Source organism: uncultured Legionella sp., assembly GCF_937871865.1.
In the GTDB taxonomy this organism is placed as follows: domain Bacteria; phylum Pseudomonadota; class Gammaproteobacteria; order Legionellales; family Legionellaceae; genus Legionella.
On sequence record NZ_CALMPD010000207.1, the window covers coordinates 1 to 17,593 of the forward strand.

Consider the following 17,593-nt stretch of genomic DNA (forward strand, 5'->3'; position numbering starts at 1 on the left):
ACTCCCGACCATTGTTGGCTATTTGTTAGCTGGTGTTATCATAGGACCATTCACTCCTGGCTTTGTTGCCAATGCCCAGATAGCAGCAGAACTTGCAGAAATAGGCATTATGTTGCTGATGTTTGGGGTAGGACTGCATTTTTCTCTGGATCATCTTCTGGCAACGAGTAAGGTGTCCTTGCCTGGGGCCTTAATTCAAATCACGGTTGCCACCGTAATGAGCTTAAGTCTTGCTCTGATGTGGGGTTGGAGTTGGGGTGGTGCTTTGGTATTTGGTTTGTCGTTATCAGTCGCAAGCACAGTGGTATTAGTACGCGCCCTTGAATCAGAAGGGCTAATTGGCTCGATAAAGGGGCAAATTGCCATTGGTTGGTTGATTATAGAAGACTTGGCCATGGTACTAGTACTCGTGCTTCTTCCACTTCTTGCTGATTGGCTCGGCACTAATGCTACTCCTGGCATCCATAAAAACTTATGGGTTGCTTTAGGTATTACTGTCTTACAAATAATTTCGTTTATCATCGTCATGTTACTGTTTGGCCGTTGGGTAGTTCCCAGATTACTGTGGCATATTGCCCGCACAGGTTCACATGAATTATTCACCCTGGCGATTATAGCCTCGGCTCTGGGCATTGCTTTTGGCGCCTCAAAACTTTTTGGTATGTCCTTCGCTTTGGGTGCTTTTTTTGCTGGAATGATCATGAGAGAATCCAAATTCAGTCGACGTGCTTCAGAGGAATCCCTTCCCTTCAGAGATGCTTTTGCCGTCTTATTTTTTGTATCCATAGGCATGCTATTTAACCCAGAAATTTTTATTAACCAACCATTCCATGTCCTGGCAGTTGTTGGAATTATTGTCATTGGCAAATCAATTGCTGCCGCTTTATTGGTTCTCGCGTTTCGTTATCCCTTAAATACCGCATTAACTGTGTCTGTCAGTCTGGCACAAATAGGAGAATTTTCATTTATCCTGGCTAGCTTGGGCGTGCACCTTCATCTATTACCGGGTGAAGGAATGGAGCTGATTATTGCAGGAGCATTAATCTCCATAGCACTTAATCCATTTCTATTTAAAATAATCAAACCGCTGCAGTCATGGATGGACTCAAAAGGAGGAGCGGCAGGACAATTTGAGTACTCCGATGATCCATTAGTTCAGCTTCCAATTTCAACAGATGAAAAATTTCTTTCCGGACAAGTGATTCTGATTGGCTATGGAAGAGTGGGAAAACGCATTGAACGAATACTGGCAAGGCAAGGGCTACCCTACGTAATCGTGGATAAGGATCGCGACCTGATTGAGCATCTGAGAAAACGTTCTATTGCCGCAGTTTATGGCGATGCATCAGAACCTAACGTGTTAATACAGGCTCATATCGCCCGGGCAGGTATGCTCGTCATAACCACTGCAGACACCTTTCAGGTCAGACAAATAATTCATATAGCTCATCAAGTAAATCCTAAAATTGAAATCGCTATTCGAACAGCAAATGAAGAGGAAGCGCTCCTATTAAAACAAGAAGTTGTAGGGAAGTTCTTTTTCAATGAGCGAGAACTAGCACGGGGTATAAGTCGCTACATACTTAATCGTTTCGGGATGAGCAATCTTAAATAAAGAAAAAACAACGGACTCGAGACTAAATCCCGAGTTCGAAAAAACTGTAGCTTTTGGCTTTATGAAAAACCAACGTCAAATGAGACGATAATTACACATGATCCCCTGTCGTTTCCCATAAGGCAATATATGCCCCCGTCGGATCGGTAATCACCGCATATTTGCCCCTATCAGTAATTTCGATAATGTCTCTAACCACTTTGGCGCCATGTTTTAATGCCAAAGTTAACGATTCCTCCAGGTTCACAACATATATATAAGACATCCAGTGTGGACGCACTTTACCAACCAGATCTGTTGGTATCTGCCACATACCGGCAACATCCATTTCTCTGGAGCTTGCAATGGTATGAACCGTAGTTTCCATTTTAACGTCTCTGAATTCCCAACCAAATACTTTGTGGTAAAACTCTTTGGCCTGATTCAAATTTGGTGTAGCTAATTCTCTCCAACAAAATTCTCCTGGCTTATCCATAACACCGTCCTTTTTTTGGATTTATGAATTATCTTAAAAATAATTATAGACCATCTAAAGAGGGATAATTTTCTTCTAACAATTTAACTTTGGCAACTGCTCCCCACTCGTTAAAAAGCCGATATGCATGGTGCAAATAAAATGTTGCTATTCTATCGAGGCTACTATTCATACAGTGTATTACCGCCCGTTCACTTGCAATTGCCGCGATAAGGACCATACCCAGAGAGTCGGCAAGACGAATACTCTGCTCATACAATCCAAGAGAAGTTTCCTGTTGCCCTTTAAAACGAGCAAATTCTCCAGCAATCAATAAAGAATAAACCTTGTAATTATCAGGACACCATGTCGCATATTTATCAATAAAGAGCTGAATATGTTTTAATTTTTTTAAATAAGAAGCCCTTTTGTTTTTAGGTGCTTTAGGTAAAGCCTGAAACAAAGCAAGAGCGAAGAAGAGCTTGCCGTCGAGATGACTTATCAATCCCTTATCGTACTCTGAATAGAGTTCATGCTGTTCTCCAGATATAACTGCCTCAGAAAAATTGCCTAACAAAAAATGCAACCGGGTCAATGAACTATAGAAAAAAGCAAGTTCCGTTTTACTTTTCACCGCGATAATTTCTTTTTCATACAACGCAAACTGCGCTCCTGTATTCGGTGCAGAACCGCTTAAACAGTTAACGTAATACGCCCAAAATCTGGCAACGTTTATAAAATCAGAAATCGTGACTCGATTCATAAAGGACAAAGCTGATTCGACACTGCTTTTTACTTCATCCAATGTTTTTGACGCAGACATGGCATGAAGAACCAACACCAATTTGCTGTAATTACCGTATACCAAATCACCTACATCACAACACAATTCAAACACGTTATTTATAGTAGCATTACTCTTTGCAAATGAAGTTTGATAAGGCTTGATAAAGCTGCCTAATACAAATTGATTTTTTCCTTCAAAATTAGACGCACCGTATTCCTGTTTTAATCGGTTATATAAGCGGACAAATGAAATGGCTTCATCATATAAATTAAGTGAATGCATGATAATAAAAGCATAAACGGGAATGGACATAAAGGTACTTTCTGTATAGCCATGCTTTAGGCTTAGACTAATGTTTTGCAGGTTAGAATCACAAACAGCTTTTGATCGATGATAAACGCTGAGTTTAATAGCTGAGTGATTAAATCAACTATGGCTTTTTGGTGTAAACTCTCCATCGGTAACAAAGATAATTCTTCAACGCAGGTATTGCGCAAGTGAAATTTAATTTTATAAATAGCAATTAAAATATGGACGGTATTGGGATGTTCAGGGATTTTTATATTAAATTGCCGCAATGCGCTCAATCCCATATGCACGGCTTCCGTGTGTTTCCCCAGAGTAGAATACATCTCAATTTTCAGCCGATAAATTTCCAGTTTATCGATGGCACAGGAAGAACGATTTACTAACTCGGAAAAATAGCGATCCGCGGTTGTAAAATCGCCAACAAGATAGTTACTAACGGCACATTCTTTATATATCTGAAAGATCAGCTGATGATCCAGGTTCCAGTTAACGGGCTCTAAAAATGCAACAGCAGCCGATAAATGCTCATTTACCGCATCATATGCAGCCTCCTTCTTTGCTTTTTGTCCCGCCCAAAAATTATATTGTGCTAATAAATGGCGCTCATCTCTATCGGTCATTAAAGCAAGGCTTTGGTTAAAATGTTTCAACACCTGAAACAAACGCTCCTCATGTTCCTCAAGTGGCTTTTGTTTTAATAATAGCCTGCCTATTTTAAGATGAATTTCAAGTCGCTCTTCTGGTTCGATTAAATCATAAGCAGCTTGCTGAATTTTGTCATGAGCAAATCGATAATGTAAAGTATCCATCTCCAAATCAGTGTTTGCTTCATCAAGACCTGTCAAACCCAGTGTTTGATAAATTTCTTCAAATGGATAAATCAAATTTGCATTGATGGCCTGTCCTAATTGTTCTGCAGTATTGCTGATTGTTTGCCCGCTAGTAATCAGCAAAGTTTTAAGATCAAACTGATGACCAAAACATGAAGCCAGTTTTAACAGTTCCTGAGTCGATGGACACAATAAATGAATTTTTGCATGAATAAGATGAATCACCGTATCATTGGCACTTTGATGTCTGATTTCATCCAAATCCCATTCCCAAATGCTCAGCTCATAAGAAAATTTAAGTAATTTCTGCTGATAAAGAAGCTTCAAAAATTCATTAATAAAGAACGGATTCCCCTGCGTTTTTTCATAAACGAATTCAGCAAGGCTCTGAAGTTGCTCTAGTGTTCCCGATAAAGCATCGTGCAATAGCTGATGCACATCGTTTAGGCGTATGGGCTGCAAATGCAGCGTTGAGGAAGTTATTTGATTTCGGTTTAAATTATCTAAACTCAGTTGTAACGGGTGGTGCGCGTTTATTTCATTATCTCTATAAGCACCAATAATTAATAAATATTTGGTTTCGCGATCGTGTAACAAATTACCAATGAAACTCAGTGATGAGCTATCAGCCCATTGCAAATCATCAAGAAAAATCACCAAGGGATGCTCTGCCTGCGCAAAAACCCGCACAACATTTTGGAACGCAAGCTTAAAACGGATTTGTGCATCAGCAGGATTAAGTGGAGGTACTGATGGTTGTTTTCCGATGATTAATTCAATATCAGGAATAACATCAATAACTACTTGGCCAACCGTTCCCAAAGAGTGCATTAATTGACGTTTCAGCAACCCCAGCTTATCGGAATTCTCTGATAAAACCTGTTTTACCAGATTTTGAAAGGCCTCGACTATGCCACTATAAGGAATACTGCGTCTTAGCTGATCAAATTTACCCTGAATAAAATAGCCTTTATGTCCAACAAGAGGCTTACACACTTCCTTGACAAGAGATGTTTTTCCTATTCCCGAATATCCGGCAATCAGCACAATTTCTGAACCTGATTTGCTGATGCGACGAAAAGCATCAACCAACTGTTGCACCTCTTGACCCCGCCCATATAAAGTATGCGACATACAAAGATGATCTCGAATGTCGTTAGTATCTAGCGAATACTCCGTGAGATGTCGTTTGACCACCCATTGCTTATAACAGCCAAGAAGATCTGACTTGATACCAATAGAACTTGAATAACGGTCTTCTGGCATTTTTTCTAATAATTTATCAATGATCGCTGCCAGCATTTTAGGAACATTGCGTCGTACGGTTAACACCGAACGTGGTTTTTCTGTAATATGACTTTCAATTAAATCCTGTGAATTCATCGTTTGAAAAGGCACTTGATTGGTTAACATTTCATAGAAGGTGATCCCCAGAGAATAAAAATCGGTTCGATAATCAACAAGGCGATTGATTCGTCCTGTTTGTTCTGGAGAAATATAAGCCAGACCATCACCAAATTTATTCAGATTATAATAACCAAATGATTCTTCAGATGACTGGCTGGAAACACTTAAATCAATCAATTTAAGGGTTAAATGAGTAGGATCAATAATAATATTCGCAGGTCTTATTTCTTTATGGATGATATGTTGTTGATGCAGTTCCCCGACAATCTCGACCAATTGCAATGCAAGGTCAAAAAAATCGCTAATTTCTAATGTATTTTCAAGCAAAAAGGTACTTAATAATGCTCCGTCAACATGTTCCAGAACCAATATAGGAGTTGGAGTACTTTGCAAAAACTCATAAGCTTTAATGATTGGAGAAGCTTTTATTGTTTTTAACAGTTGAAACTCGTGCTGCAAAATTGCCAGATGTTCCGAGGAGACTAGTTTATTATCAGGAATTCTTAACAAGACTTTACATTGGTCTTGTAATCTCAAAGCATAATACGTATCAATATCATGATTATGCCTCATTTTATCGTATAATTCATATCCCAATACAGTAATCATGTACATCCCCGTTCATTTCCCGAGGCAAAAAGGAATTTCCGTTTGTATTAATTATAGACTAAATAACCTGTTCATTTAATAGTCTCCAAGTGTGCCAAACTTAAGAAAAATATCCCTTTACCTGAAACCTCATATCTTTTATTTAATAAGCTAAACTGAATCATAAGAGGAACATTAAAAGGATCTTTAAAATGAAATTTAAAAAAAGCACCTCTGACTTTATAAAACCATCCAATCCCATGCTCACCAAACATAAAAGAACAACGATTATTGTGATTTTATTGATAAGCATCGCGTTGTTATGTTTTAACTAGAAGCGTTTTAGGCTGACCAAACCATTCAAGTGCTTCTGGCAAGCTACATGGTTGAAGTATCTTCTCACGCATTTTCTTGGCAACAAATATGTTCTTCCATACCTCAAAAAACAAAACATTTGCTCAATTGAATTCAAAGAGATACAATTGAGCACAAACAAGACACATTATATTAACTATCCCAGGTTACAAAAAACCAATTCTATACATTTGCAAAGGATTATTAATGAAACGCGCCATTACCCAGAACACATCAAACCCATCTAATTCCAACTCAAACCAAGTGAACGATTTGCTCAATTCAAGTTACTATTCCCAACAGAAAGGCGATAATCAAAAGGCTCTTCAATATTTGAATATGGCCTTAATGCAGGAACCTGGAAATAGTATAGTTTTATACCCTCCATGCTAACTTATTGAAAAAAATGGGCAATCTTCCAGAAGCTATTCAGAGTCTAAATACTGCATTAATCATAAATCCTCAAAATACTCATGCTCTGGTTATTCGAGGTGAGATTTTCTTGCTACAACACAAACTGGACGAAGCAGCCCGAGATCTGAATGCCGTATTAGACATAGCTCCTAAAAATCACTTTGCCCTAATCGAGCGCGGAAAGCTATTTAAGCAACAGAAGAAACATGAAGACGCCGCTCAGGACTTAAATACCGCCTTAAAGATAAATCCCCAAGAAGACCTTGCTCTGGCTTTGCATGCCATAATTTTAATAGATCAGAGCAAACTGCCAGAAGCCCTGCGGAATGTAAATGCGGCATTAGCGATAAACTCTCAAAATGATATTACCCTGACTGTTCGTGCTCAGATATTGATGCGGCAAAACAAACTGCCAGAAGCGCTTACCGATTTGAATGCAGTAATAGAGATAAATCCTCAAAATGAGGCTGCTCGGGCTTCTCGTGCAGATATACTGAGGCAGCAAGGCAAGCTGTCAGAAGCTCTCCAGGATTTACAAGTAGTGTTAAACCGTAACGCGAATAACCGCGAGGCTCTGGAAATCAGAAGCCAGGTTTATTTACAACAAAATGATTTAAAACAATCAATTCTGGATGAAAAAGCATGTCACGCTATACCTTATCAATTGGGTAATGGAACGTTTCCCAAGCTGTCTCTCCTGGCTAAAATGAGTATTTTTAAAAATGAGCACTCTATATACACCAAAGGAGACGTGTTTAGACATCCTGATCCTGATGCGATAAGAGCGGTCTTTACAAACCAAAATATTAATCCAATAACATTAGCAGCAATGCGCGAATCAGACGGCAATCCAACAGCCTGTAATTCGGTGTTTGATCAGCTTGATTTAATTGATGTAAATAGAATGTTAAAAAAATAAAAACCATTAACAAACCAGGGCTGTTGGCATCGCATGCCAACCCCTACGTCTCGCACCTTGTGTGCGCCCCTGTTTCTCTTTCACGAATGATACAAGAATAGCACACCGCTTTAGTGTTCATAGATTACAACACGATTACGCCCTAATTGTTTTGCTTTATACAATGCTTGGTCGGCCTGCTCAATAATACGTGCCGCAGTGTTTGATCCATCGAAGCAGGATATTCCCACACTGAACGTAACGCTAAACTCATTATTCTCACTTTTAAAACAATACTCAGAGAATAGCTCTCTTAAATTATCAGCGATTGCTTTCGCATCCTCCGCTTTAGCCCCAGGTAAAACCAAGGCAAACTCCTCCCCCCCATAACGACCAATGTTATCCTGACTACGTATCCTCGATAAAAAAATAGTGGCTAATTTTTTAATGACCAAATCACCAACCGGATGCCCAAAACGATCATTGATTTTTTTAAAATGATCGATATCAATCATGATAAAAGACAGCTCTAAATTATCCTGACGTGCTTTGGCTAGTTGAAGCTCTAACTGATTTAGAATACTGGAATGATTCAATAAGCCCGTCAGGCTATCAGTAATCATGTAGTAATTTAAAATGCTGGCTCGTTTAGAGCGCGCCCTGACTGCTGAAATTAAATGCTGGGGCGATATGGGTTTGGTTAAAAAATCATCGCCGCCCAAACTGATGGCAAATAATTTTTTATCCTTATCATCTTCTGTAGAAAGAAAAATAATGGGAATTTTAGTATAACAGCTCTCCTGACGAAGCACTGCGGCAAGTTCAAATCCGCTACAATCAGGCATGTACACATCCATGAGTAATAAATCAGGTTTAAAAAGCTCCAGCTCTTTTAATAAATCCATAGGGTTTGTTATTGCACGAGCAGTCATCCCCGCTTGATTTAAGATAAGCGCATAATATTCTGCCAATGATTCAGAGTCATCAATAATTAATATACGGTATGGGTCGCTGCTTGTAATGCTGTATTTATAATTCAGCAGTAAAGTAAGTCGTGTGATATCCACTGGTTTTTGAAAAAATTCATGGCATCCGGCTCGAACTGCTTCCAGACGAGGCATAAGACGTTCATCAGGAAGAATACAAAATAATTGAATGGGTGTGAGCTGATTTTTCTGAATATCCAGGATTTGCTCCATCCCGCTTTCGGTTAAATAATAAGTATCAAGAATGATGGCTAATGGATTTTTTTCTTGCACCGCCCTTTGCAGAGTAATTAAATCCTGGATTTTATAAGGTTCATAGCCAATTTGTTTTAAGCTATCATACAAATGTGTTTTTAAATCCTCATCTTGCTCCACAAGATAAACTACTTTATTTTCAACAAACTCAGATTGTTTTACTTCCAATTTAGGTGTTTTTTTTGACAGTTCACGTGCCAGAACTGATTTTAATTGGTTTAAATAATCCTCAATTCGTTCACAATCTTCAGGGGTTAATAATTCATTATTCAGGACTGTTTTTAAGTAAATCTCCATCTGCCGTGCACAGCTTCCAAGCTCGTGATAGCCATAAGTTCCGGAGGAGCCGCAAATACTGTGCACTTCACGATGAAAATCCTGAAATTGAGTTAAGTCCCAATGCTGTCTTTGCGCCTTCCACGCCATTTCGATATGATGAATTTTATCAGGTAAATTTTTAGTATAATTTTTGATAAGCTCATCAAGTTTACTCTGCATTTGACTGTTCATAATACTCTAACCACACCTGCTTGATTGTCTCTGCCAAAGTCATAGGGTCAAATGGTTTAGCGATCACGTCAATAGCCCCAAGCGCCTTGTACTCCGCGACTTCATTTGCCTGAATTTTAGCCGTCATAAACATTGCAGGAATTTTGGCACAAGCTTCAATTTTACGAAGTTCATTCAAAGCAGTAGGCCCATCCATTTCTGGCATCATGACATCAAGCAAGATTAAATCAGGGCTATAATCTCTTAAAGCCTCAAGAGCTTCGCGTCCGTTCACACAAAAGCGAACCGAAAATGAACCAATATCTTCCAAGGCTATTTGTGCAATCGCTCGTATATCAGCCTCATCTTCGGCATATAAAATATTTTTAAGTTCTCTGGCCATTATTTTATATCCTTACATTAAATTCATAATTGTATTTAATAACGTTTCATTCGATGAGTTGGATTTAATCAGAGCCTCGCTAACAAATTTTGCATAATCATCATTAAGCTGCATATCCGAGAAGACAAGTACAGGTATCTTGTATTGCGCGAGCAAAGGTAATATCTCAATACCATTCCCATCAGGTAATAATAAATCCAGGATGATCAAATCATAAGTGTTTATCTCAAGCAGTTCTTTCGCTTGCACTAAATTATTAGCAGTGACAACAGCGGCATGCTCCTCCAAAATAGTAGCGACTACATGTTGCATATCCACATTATCTTCAATATGCAAAATCTGAGGTAATGATGAACCCGTTTTCTTCTTGATTCGGTTAAGCGAGGTTAAGATTTTATTAAATTCAATAGGTTTATCAAACCAGTCAATTACAGAAACCGCATCGCCATTCAGCAACGCATGCCCGGTTTGAGCAATGACCGAAATAACAATAATATGTAAATCCCGTGTTTTCTCGTTAGCACGTAATTCTCTTATAAAAGCAATACCATCCTGATCAGGAAGGATCAAATCAAGCAATATGGCCTGGTAAGTATGCTCCTCTAATAAGGTTTTTGCGATTGCCACCGTTTCTGCGATATCGACAAGAAAGCCCGCTGATTGCAACAAGGCTTTAAGGTATTCAGACTGATCCTCGTCATCTTCACAAATCAACACCCGCCTTTGACTCACATGCGGCTCAAAAGCATTTAATTGGGTTAAAACGGATGTATCATGAGAGACAGGAAGATCAAAATAGAACGTGCTGCCCTCCTCTGGTTTGCTAAAAAAATTCAGAGTACCTCCCAGTTGCTCTATAATCGTTTTACTAATATTCAAGCCCAGACCGGTCCCCCCTTTTCCTCGAGTATCAGAGGAATCTGCCTGTGAGAATTTTTGAAATATTCGCGACTGAAATTCTTCTGAAATACCAGGCCCCTTATCAGACACAGAAACTCGAACCGTAGAATTCATTCGCCTCATAGCAACGGTGATGTGCGCCCCCTTAGGAGAAAATTTACATGCATTTGAAATTAAATTGGCGAGTACCTGCATTAAACGGCTTGAATCAACATGTACCTGAATCGCAGATTGGGACGGAACAAAATCAATAAAAACCCCAAATTTATCGGCATACATTTTATTAGATGCAATTGATTCGCTAATTAAATGGTTTAAATCATAGACCTTAATCTGGAAGTCCATTTTTCCAGCTTCAATTTTTTCTATATCCAGAATATCATTAATCAGCAACAACAAGCGCTCGCAATTATTATTAGCAATATCAAGCAACTTATCGGCCTTTTCAGAAAACTCCCCCATCACACCACTGACCAATAAGCCTAAAGAACCACGTATCGAAGTTAACGGAGTTCTTAATTCATGACTGACTATGGATACAAACTCATTTTTTAATTTTTCGGTTCTTTTTAATTCGGTAATATCATGAATAACAGCAACAGCTCCAAGGTTTTTGCCATCTGAGTTAATTATTTTCTGCCCATCAATGACGACTTCCCGCTCCCCACCATGTTTATATTTCATAATCAGCTCAAGCCCCTGAACTGTTTCTCCCCGCAATACCCTATTTAATGGCATTTCATCCTTGAAAAGCGGCTCATTATCGGGAGTATATAAAGTAAAATAATCAGCCAAATCATCGAGCATTAAATGAGTGTCCATACAGTGCATGTAGCATTGCAATGTTTGGTTTAAAACGGTGATCTGCCCGTGGGCATCGCAGGCAATGATCCCATCCTCCAGGTTGTCCAGCATTGCAGTTAGAAAATTCTTTTCATTTTCCACAGCAATGATCATTTTTTTATAACTGCTTGAAACGATTAGAGCCAAGCTGATTATTAATGCCGTTATCCCCGCAATAAAAAAAGCCAGGTAATTAGGTTGAATGGCTTGAGCACCAGCTTCCATCACATGATCGGGATGAGGAGTAAATACTGCAGCAGCCATGCCAATATAATGCATGCCGCAAATAGCTACTCCCATAAGCAGAGCACTAATCACTTTAAGATAGGACTGCCGACGATTCGTCCCTTGATTACTCTGTAGAGCCAAGTATAAGGCTGCTTCAGCTGCAGTGATACCAACAAGTATAGAAAGAAAAAACAATCCCGGTAGGTAACGAATACTGGTATGAATTTTCATACCTTCCATACCCATATAATGCATCGTGGATATGGCCAAGCCAATAATAATACCTCCCATGGCCAACTGAAACACGGAATAATGTTCTTTCTGCAAAATAAATAGCGCCAAAGCCGAAGCAAGAACAGCCATAACTAATGACGCAACAGTCCAGCCTAATGCATACTCCATAGGCATCGGCATAATAAAAGCCAGCATACCAATAAAATGCATGGACCAAATTCCCGCCCCCATGGTGAATGCGCCCCCAGCAAGCCAATATATTTTTGCCAGGGGACTTTGTTCTGCTCTCAATCGGCCGACCAGCGTGAGTGCAACATAAGAAGCAAGAACCGCAACGACATAGGACAGGCCAACCAGAATCAAATCATAATGGCCATTAATTACATCAGAAGGAATTGGATCATTTTGGAACCAATCTGAGAGAGTAATCATATGTTCTTCCTGAAATATAGAATACTTCATTGATGTATTAATTATATCACATGTATCATAAATAGACTTGGTGGACAGCATGAATTCAATAGAGTGCAAACCGCTTAACCCACGACAAATGGTTCACGCATACAGGACAGCTCCCTCGGCAGAAGATTCCTCGTGGCAGCCATGGCCACACGACCACTAAGTTAAGAGCATACGTCATCCAGAGCATAGCGAAGGATCTTCTGAATCCCGGGAAATCCTATGCTCTGGATGACGTATGCCCTTAACTGAATAGCAGTGAGCCATGGCCAAAGCACCCATTAGCATAGACTCAACTTCCCAATGTAGGTTAATATATTCCGAATTAAATCTTAGATTTGTACTGATTAAAACCACTATGTCCAAAACTGCACATAAAAAACTGATATCTTGTGTTGTTCCTGCTTTTAATGAGGGTAACGTTATTGTCGATTTTATTATTGCTCTGGATAAAACGCTTAAAAATCTGGCTTATCCTTATGAAATACTTCTTATCGATGATGGAAGCCAGGATAATACCCTTATGAACATCCACCAATTGAGGGCACAATGCCTTATTCGCTACATCCGCTTCAGCCGTAATTTTGGCAAAGAAAAAGCACTTAGCGCAGGGTTGGATCATGCAAAAGGAGATGCAGTCATTTTAATAGATGGTGATTTTCAGCATCCTCTTGAGTTGTTAAGCCAGTTTATAACCCGATGGGAGGACGGTTATGATATGGTCTATGCTGTTCGCCAAAACAGATCCGAAGAGTCATGGCTCAAAAGAACCTGCGCCAAGGCGTTTTATCAATTAACTTCCAAAATAAACCGTATCAATATCCCAGCCAATGCCGGAGATTTCAGACTGCTTGATCGAAAGGTTGTCAATGCCCTGCAACAACTTCCTGAACGTAATCGCTTTATGAAAGGACTGTACAGCTGGGTGGGTTTCAAGCAAATAGCCATTCCGTTTGAAGTGCGACCGCGAAAATCAGGCACATCTCAATGGAGCTTTTATTCGCTGCTGGATCTGGCAATAACCGGCATTACTTCATTTACTGCATTTCCATTAAGAATGATAGCATTAGGCGGCATCGGGGTTGCAACCATAGCATTACTTTATGCAGCATGGATTATCATCAGTACTCTGATATTTGGCATTCAAACACCAGGCTGGGCAACAATAGTCACTGCCATTACTTTTTTTGGCGGCTTACAATTGTTTGCCTTAGGCGTAGTTGGTGAATACATCGGCCGGGTATTTGATGAGGTAAAGCACAGACCACATTACATCATTGATGAGGAAGCAAGTTTCGATGACCGCAACACTTAAATTATCTCATCGGCTGTTTTTCTTTACAGGAACAGGAAGCATTGCAGCAGGAGTGCATCTCCTGATTGTAATCAATCTTGTGACATTCCTAAATATTCAACCATTAATTGCCAATATATTCGCTTTTTTCATTGCATTTAACATCAGCTTTTTAGGTCATAAATACCTGACTTTTGCCAAACTTCAGAATGAGAAGCAATTAAGCTTACCTCATTTTTTTCTGGTTGCTTCTTCTGCTGGAGTACTCAATGAATGCCTGTATTATTTATTATTAAAGTACACCCACTTAAACTATATGATAGCACTAGTCCTGGTGTTAGGGCTGGTAGCACTATACAGTTATTTTTTTTCACGGTATTGGGCTTGTCGTTAATTGAATCCGATGTTCCTCACAATCATGCAAAAAATCATCACTTAAAAAATAATCCATTTCAAGGCGACGTGCAGAGGCAATGGCATCATTATTGTCTCGCCCGTCTCCTGGATGACACATAATTAACGTATGATCAGACGCTCGCAGCAACCATTGTCTGAATAAAGCTCGATAATTAGCTCCTGGCGAAAAATCATACACACCCGCAAAATATTTATTATGAGCAATGCACTCTTTTTTTAATAGGGAGTGGAATTTTTTACCACCTGTTTTAGCCAATATGGCGGCTTTAAATTGGAATTGCGGCAGTGTCAATGCAGGATAGGTTGAGCGTAAAAAAACTCCTTTATCTTGTAATCGTTCCTTATAAGCCTTGAGAATAATAGTTCTAATTACTGGCAATTGATGAATGTGTTGATGCCCATCAATAAAGTCAGGATAGCTATCGACTACTTCAATAAAGCGATCAAGCTGGGCATGAAATTCGCAAGCAAGCAAGACTGGACTGATTAATCGGGATTGAGTTTTCAAAAGTAACCGATTTAAAGTGAAGCAGCCCCTATTTTTCCTGGAAAGCAAACATCCTTCCGTCAAATTAAAATGCAGTCCAATCTTAACCCGATCTTTTAAAGCAATGAGCTCTTGCGCCCATACAGAAAACTCAGGGAGATTAACCATACAACTGACGGCAGACAATCTGTTTTGGCGTGCTAATGTTACTATCCCCTGCGAAACACCAGGGTTCAGACCAAAATCATCAGCGCATAATAGTATTTTTTTAAATTCACTCATCAGCAGCAAGGCAGTAGAACCAGATCCCTATCATATCCTTATCCCCCGGTCTTTGCGATAAATAATTAAATCAAGCTGTCTCTGTTATTGGTTTTGCCGGGAAAAAGCGGCTACTCAGAATATTAATACACAGCCCGCTAATGACTAACAGCCCCGCAACCAGTTTCCACAGTTGAAAAGGTTCCCCCAGAATTAAGATAGAACTTAAGATGCCGACCACAGGAACTAACAAAGTAAAAGGTACTATCATCCCAACCGGATACCGGCTGATTAACCAATTCCAGGTTCCATAACCAATCCAGGTTGAAATATAAACGATATAAAATAAAGCAGCTCCCCCTTTCCAGGACAAATGTTCATAAGTGTAGATAAAACTCCGAGGGCCTTCAAATAGTAAAGCAAGGAGAAACATAGGTAAGCACGCGATAAAACTGCCCCAGACAATGACTGAGATGACGTTCGTTGCTTTGATTTTCTTCGTAATCAGATTGCCTATGCCCCAGGTTGCAGCAGCTGCCATTATAAAAAGGAAGCCCAAAAAGGACACATCCGCATCAAAATGCGTGGTAACCAAACCAATGCCACTGAACGAGACCAAAGCCCCAACAATCTGGCCAATGGTCGGTTTTTCGCCAAGGAGGAGTGCAGCAAAAAAGATACTGAAAAATACTTGTACCTGCATCAACAAGGAAGCCATTCCTGGCGTCATACCCACCTGCATGCCCATAAAGAGTAACACGAACTGTAATGCAAACATCACCAAGCCATAAGCGGCAATAATGCGAAATGGCACCGCCGGAGGCTTTATAAAAAATACAGCAGGTATACTCGCTAACAAAAAGCGCAAGGCACACAGCACGAAGGGAGACATTTCATCAAGGCCAAATTTGACGAAGATAAAATTAACACCCCAAATAAACACTACTAATAACGTTAACAAAAGATGAGAGAATGGCATTTTTTATTCAATTTATTTAATATACTCGCCATTTTAACCCGAAAACAGAATAATTGCTAAGAATTAATCATTATTGATTAATATATGACCTATTCTTGCATTATTTTTATGGGTTAATTTTAAACTAGATGATACCAATTAAGGCTTTCTTAATAATAGGTTGTTACAATAGGTCGCGTCGGTTATTTGTAAACAATAGGAAATAAAATGCAAAATAAAGCAGATAAAACAGCTAAATCTGATTCATTCTTTCATAGCCGTTTACAAGCATTTGTAGCTAATGCTCTCTTTCCTTCCGGGCAAGGTGATTGGTACAAAAGCAAAGGATATGGCAAAGATCCTAAAGGCGGCGAATACGCGGCATTTGATGATTTTCTAGCCCAACAAAAAAATGATGAAACAGCTATCTACCATAAAGCATTTAAAGGGTTGGATTTTGAACTCGATATGGTTAAGTCACAATTAACCAACGAAAAAGAGTGCCAATTAGAAGTACTCAAATGTGCACCATTAAAAATTGCCACTCAAAAACCAGGAACAGGCAAACACATCGTCTATTTTCCTGGTGCAAACACTTATTATCAAGCCTGCTTTCGTGATATTACCGCAGCTGCGAATCAAACTGGAGCAACAGTTCATGCCTTCAATTTTCCAGGCACTGGAAAAAGCACAGGAAAAGTTAGAGAGGCAAACGACTGCATCAATGCAGGAATTGCGGTTGTGCATTCACTGTTAAGGCAAGGAGTAAAACCTGATGACATTATTTTACAAGGTGACTGTTATGGTGCTGCAATAGCTCTTGAAGTAAAAAAACAATTTGAAGAACAAGCAAATACCCAAATCCGCATCATAATGAATAACTCGTTTAAATCATTTAAAGCAGCGGTTTGCGACATGATTACCGATTCACCATGGCTACCTAATCTATTAAAAAGCATAGTCAAACGACTGTTAGAATATACAGGCTGGCATATTACTCCTGGTAAAAAATACGTTCATGCAGACCCTTACCAATGCCACATTCAGCATATAAGTGATCAAACCTTAATTTCCTCCTCCCTATCTAAAAAAGTTGATAAGTATCAGGAAGAAATTAAAACAGAAACAACCAGCTCCCAAAAGAGAAAACCTAAAATCGATAATTGCCCAGAAGACTATAAAGAAGACCGTAAAGCATTAGATGGCAAGCATATGGTCAAAGTTAAAGCATCTGCAGAAAAGCGTTTAGGCAACAAATTTGGTAGGGATAAATTCGGTAATATAAATGCGCATTTTGCGGATTTATGCGAACTGGAGTTACTGAACGGCGACTCGGTTTATGAAGGTTATGTGAATGATTATATTGAGCGTTCTGACAAATACATTGCAAAGCATCCCCAGGAAAAGAATCCAAAGGACATCAAAGTGTGCTTTCTTGCAGCAGCAAATTCTCCAGAACTGACCCTGGATGAGGCAGAAGAGATTCAATCAGTTATAGAGTTCATTCATCCAAGAGAGTTTAATTTGGATTCTGATGTTGATGATATGGACATTGATTGGGACAATCCCCAAGAAGTAGACACTATCTGGATGAAATTCTAAATAGAATCGGTTGGGGTATTTGCCATGCAGTACCCCAACTGCTTTTGCTCCTCTCCTTTGTATTTCCAATGAAATAAGTTTTGTTATTCTCTCTCCCAAGTTACAATTGCAACAAATTCTC

At 39.3% G+C, this 17,593-nt stretch carries 15 protein-coding genes; 7 read left to right on the forward strand and 8 right to left on the reverse strand.

The annotated features are described in order from the left end of the window. Positions 1-1,615: cation:proton antiporter (locus Q0495_RS11090; protein ID WP_298626182.1), on the forward strand; the 1,615-nt coding region annotated here is incomplete at its 5' end. A 91-nt stretch (positions 1,616-1,706) separates the two neighbouring features. Here the strand turns inward: Q0495_RS11090 and Q0495_RS11095 are convergent. Genes Q0495_RS11095 through Q0495_RS11105 form a run of 3 tightly spaced genes read right to left on the reverse strand, consistent with a single transcriptional unit; the run spans position 1,707 to position 6,011 of the window. Continuing rightward, positions 1,707-2,090, reverse strand: a complete 384-nt coding sequence (locus Q0495_RS11095) for a VOC family protein (protein WP_298626185.1) — start codon at positions 2,088-2,090, stop codon at positions 1,707-1,709. A gap of 43 nt (positions 2,091-2,133) precedes the next feature. After that, positions 2,134-3,168, reverse strand: coding sequence for a hypothetical protein (locus tag Q0495_RS11100; protein ID WP_298626188.1), 1,035 nt, complete (start codon positions 3,166-3,168; stop codon positions 2,134-2,136). A gap of 32 nt (positions 3,169-3,200) precedes the next feature. Continuing rightward, complete coding sequence (locus Q0495_RS11105) at positions 3,201-6,011, reverse strand: AAA family ATPase (protein ID WP_298626191.1); 2,811 nt, start codon at positions 6,009-6,011, stop codon at positions 3,201-3,203. A 191-nt stretch (positions 6,012-6,202) separates the two neighbouring features. On the opposite strand from Q0495_RS11105, the gene Q0495_RS11110 reads away from it, so the two are divergent. The 3 genes from Q0495_RS11110 to Q0495_RS11120 all read left to right on the forward strand — a co-directional run bounded on the left by Q0495_RS11110 (position 6,203) and on the right by Q0495_RS11120 (position 7,677). Then, positions 6,203-6,325 carry a hypothetical protein gene (locus Q0495_RS11110; protein WP_298626193.1) on the forward strand — a complete coding sequence of 41 codons (123 nt, stop codon included), beginning with the start codon at positions 6,203-6,205 and terminating at the stop codon, positions 6,323-6,325. 226 nt (positions 6,326-6,551) lie between these two features. After that, positions 6,552-6,737: a hypothetical protein gene (locus Q0495_RS11115; protein ID WP_298626195.1), complete on the forward strand. Its 186-nt coding sequence runs from the start codon at positions 6,552-6,554 to the stop codon at positions 6,735-6,737. 13 nt (positions 6,738-6,750) lie between these two features. Then, on the forward strand, positions 6,751-7,677 hold the full coding sequence (locus tag Q0495_RS11120; protein ID WP_298626219.1) for a tetratricopeptide repeat protein: 927 nt from the start codon (positions 6,751-6,753) through the stop codon (positions 7,675-7,677). Positions 7,678-7,787: 110 nt separating this feature from the next. On the opposite strand, the gene Q0495_RS11125 is transcribed toward Q0495_RS11120, so the two are convergent. From Q0495_RS11125 to Q0495_RS11135, 3 genes are read right to left on the reverse strand one after another with little or no spacing between them, the layout of a single operon-like run. Further along, positions 7,788-9,407, reverse strand: a complete 1,620-nt coding sequence (locus tag Q0495_RS11125; RefSeq protein WP_298626197.1) for a diguanylate cyclase — start codon at positions 9,405-9,407, stop codon at positions 7,788-7,790. Then, positions 9,385-9,789, reverse strand: coding sequence for a response regulator (locus Q0495_RS11130; RefSeq protein WP_298626200.1), 405 nt, complete (start codon positions 9,787-9,789; stop codon positions 9,385-9,387). Before Q0495_RS11130 ends, Q0495_RS11125 begins: the two co-directional genes overlap by 23 nt. 12 nt (positions 9,790-9,801) lie before the next feature. Beyond that, positions 9,802-12,426, reverse strand: a complete 2,625-nt coding sequence (locus tag Q0495_RS11135; protein WP_298626203.1) for an MHYT domain-containing protein — start codon at positions 12,424-12,426, stop codon at positions 9,802-9,804. 385 nt (positions 12,427-12,811) lie between these two features. Here Q0495_RS11135 and Q0495_RS11140 point away from each other — a divergent pair, with 385 nt between their 5' ends. Both Q0495_RS11140 and Q0495_RS11145 read left to right on the forward strand, forming a co-directional pair. Continuing rightward, positions 12,812-13,768: a glycosyltransferase family 2 protein gene (locus Q0495_RS11140; RefSeq protein ID WP_298626205.1), complete on the forward strand. Its 957-nt coding sequence runs from the start codon at positions 12,812-12,814 to the stop codon at positions 13,766-13,768. After that, entirely contained in the window at positions 13,752-14,141 is a 390-nt protein-coding gene (locus tag Q0495_RS11145) for a GtrA family protein (RefSeq protein ID WP_298626208.1), read from the forward strand. Before Q0495_RS11140 ends, Q0495_RS11145 begins: the two co-directional genes overlap by 17 nt. Here the strand turns inward: Q0495_RS11145 and Q0495_RS11150 are convergent. Beyond that, on the reverse strand, positions 14,118-14,933 hold the full coding sequence (locus Q0495_RS11150) for a ChbG/HpnK family deacetylase (protein WP_298626210.1): 816 nt from the start codon (positions 14,931-14,933) through the stop codon (positions 14,118-14,120). The two genes, Q0495_RS11145 and Q0495_RS11150, sit on opposite strands and share 24 nt — an antisense overlap. A gap of 70 nt (positions 14,934-15,003) precedes the next feature. Further along, positions 15,004-15,891 (reverse strand): EamA family transporter, encoded by an 888-nt coding sequence (locus Q0495_RS11155; RefSeq protein WP_298626213.1) that lies wholly within the window; start codon positions 15,889-15,891, stop codon positions 15,004-15,006. 207 nt (positions 15,892-16,098) lie between these two features. On the opposite strand from Q0495_RS11155, the gene sdbB reads away from it, so the two are divergent. Beyond that, positions 16,099-17,472, forward strand: a complete 1,374-nt coding sequence (gene sdbB, locus Q0495_RS11160) for a Dot/Icm T4SS effector alpha/beta hydrolase (protein WP_298626216.1) — start codon at positions 16,099-16,101, stop codon at positions 17,470-17,472. Positions 17,473-17,593 lie beyond the last annotated feature (121 nt).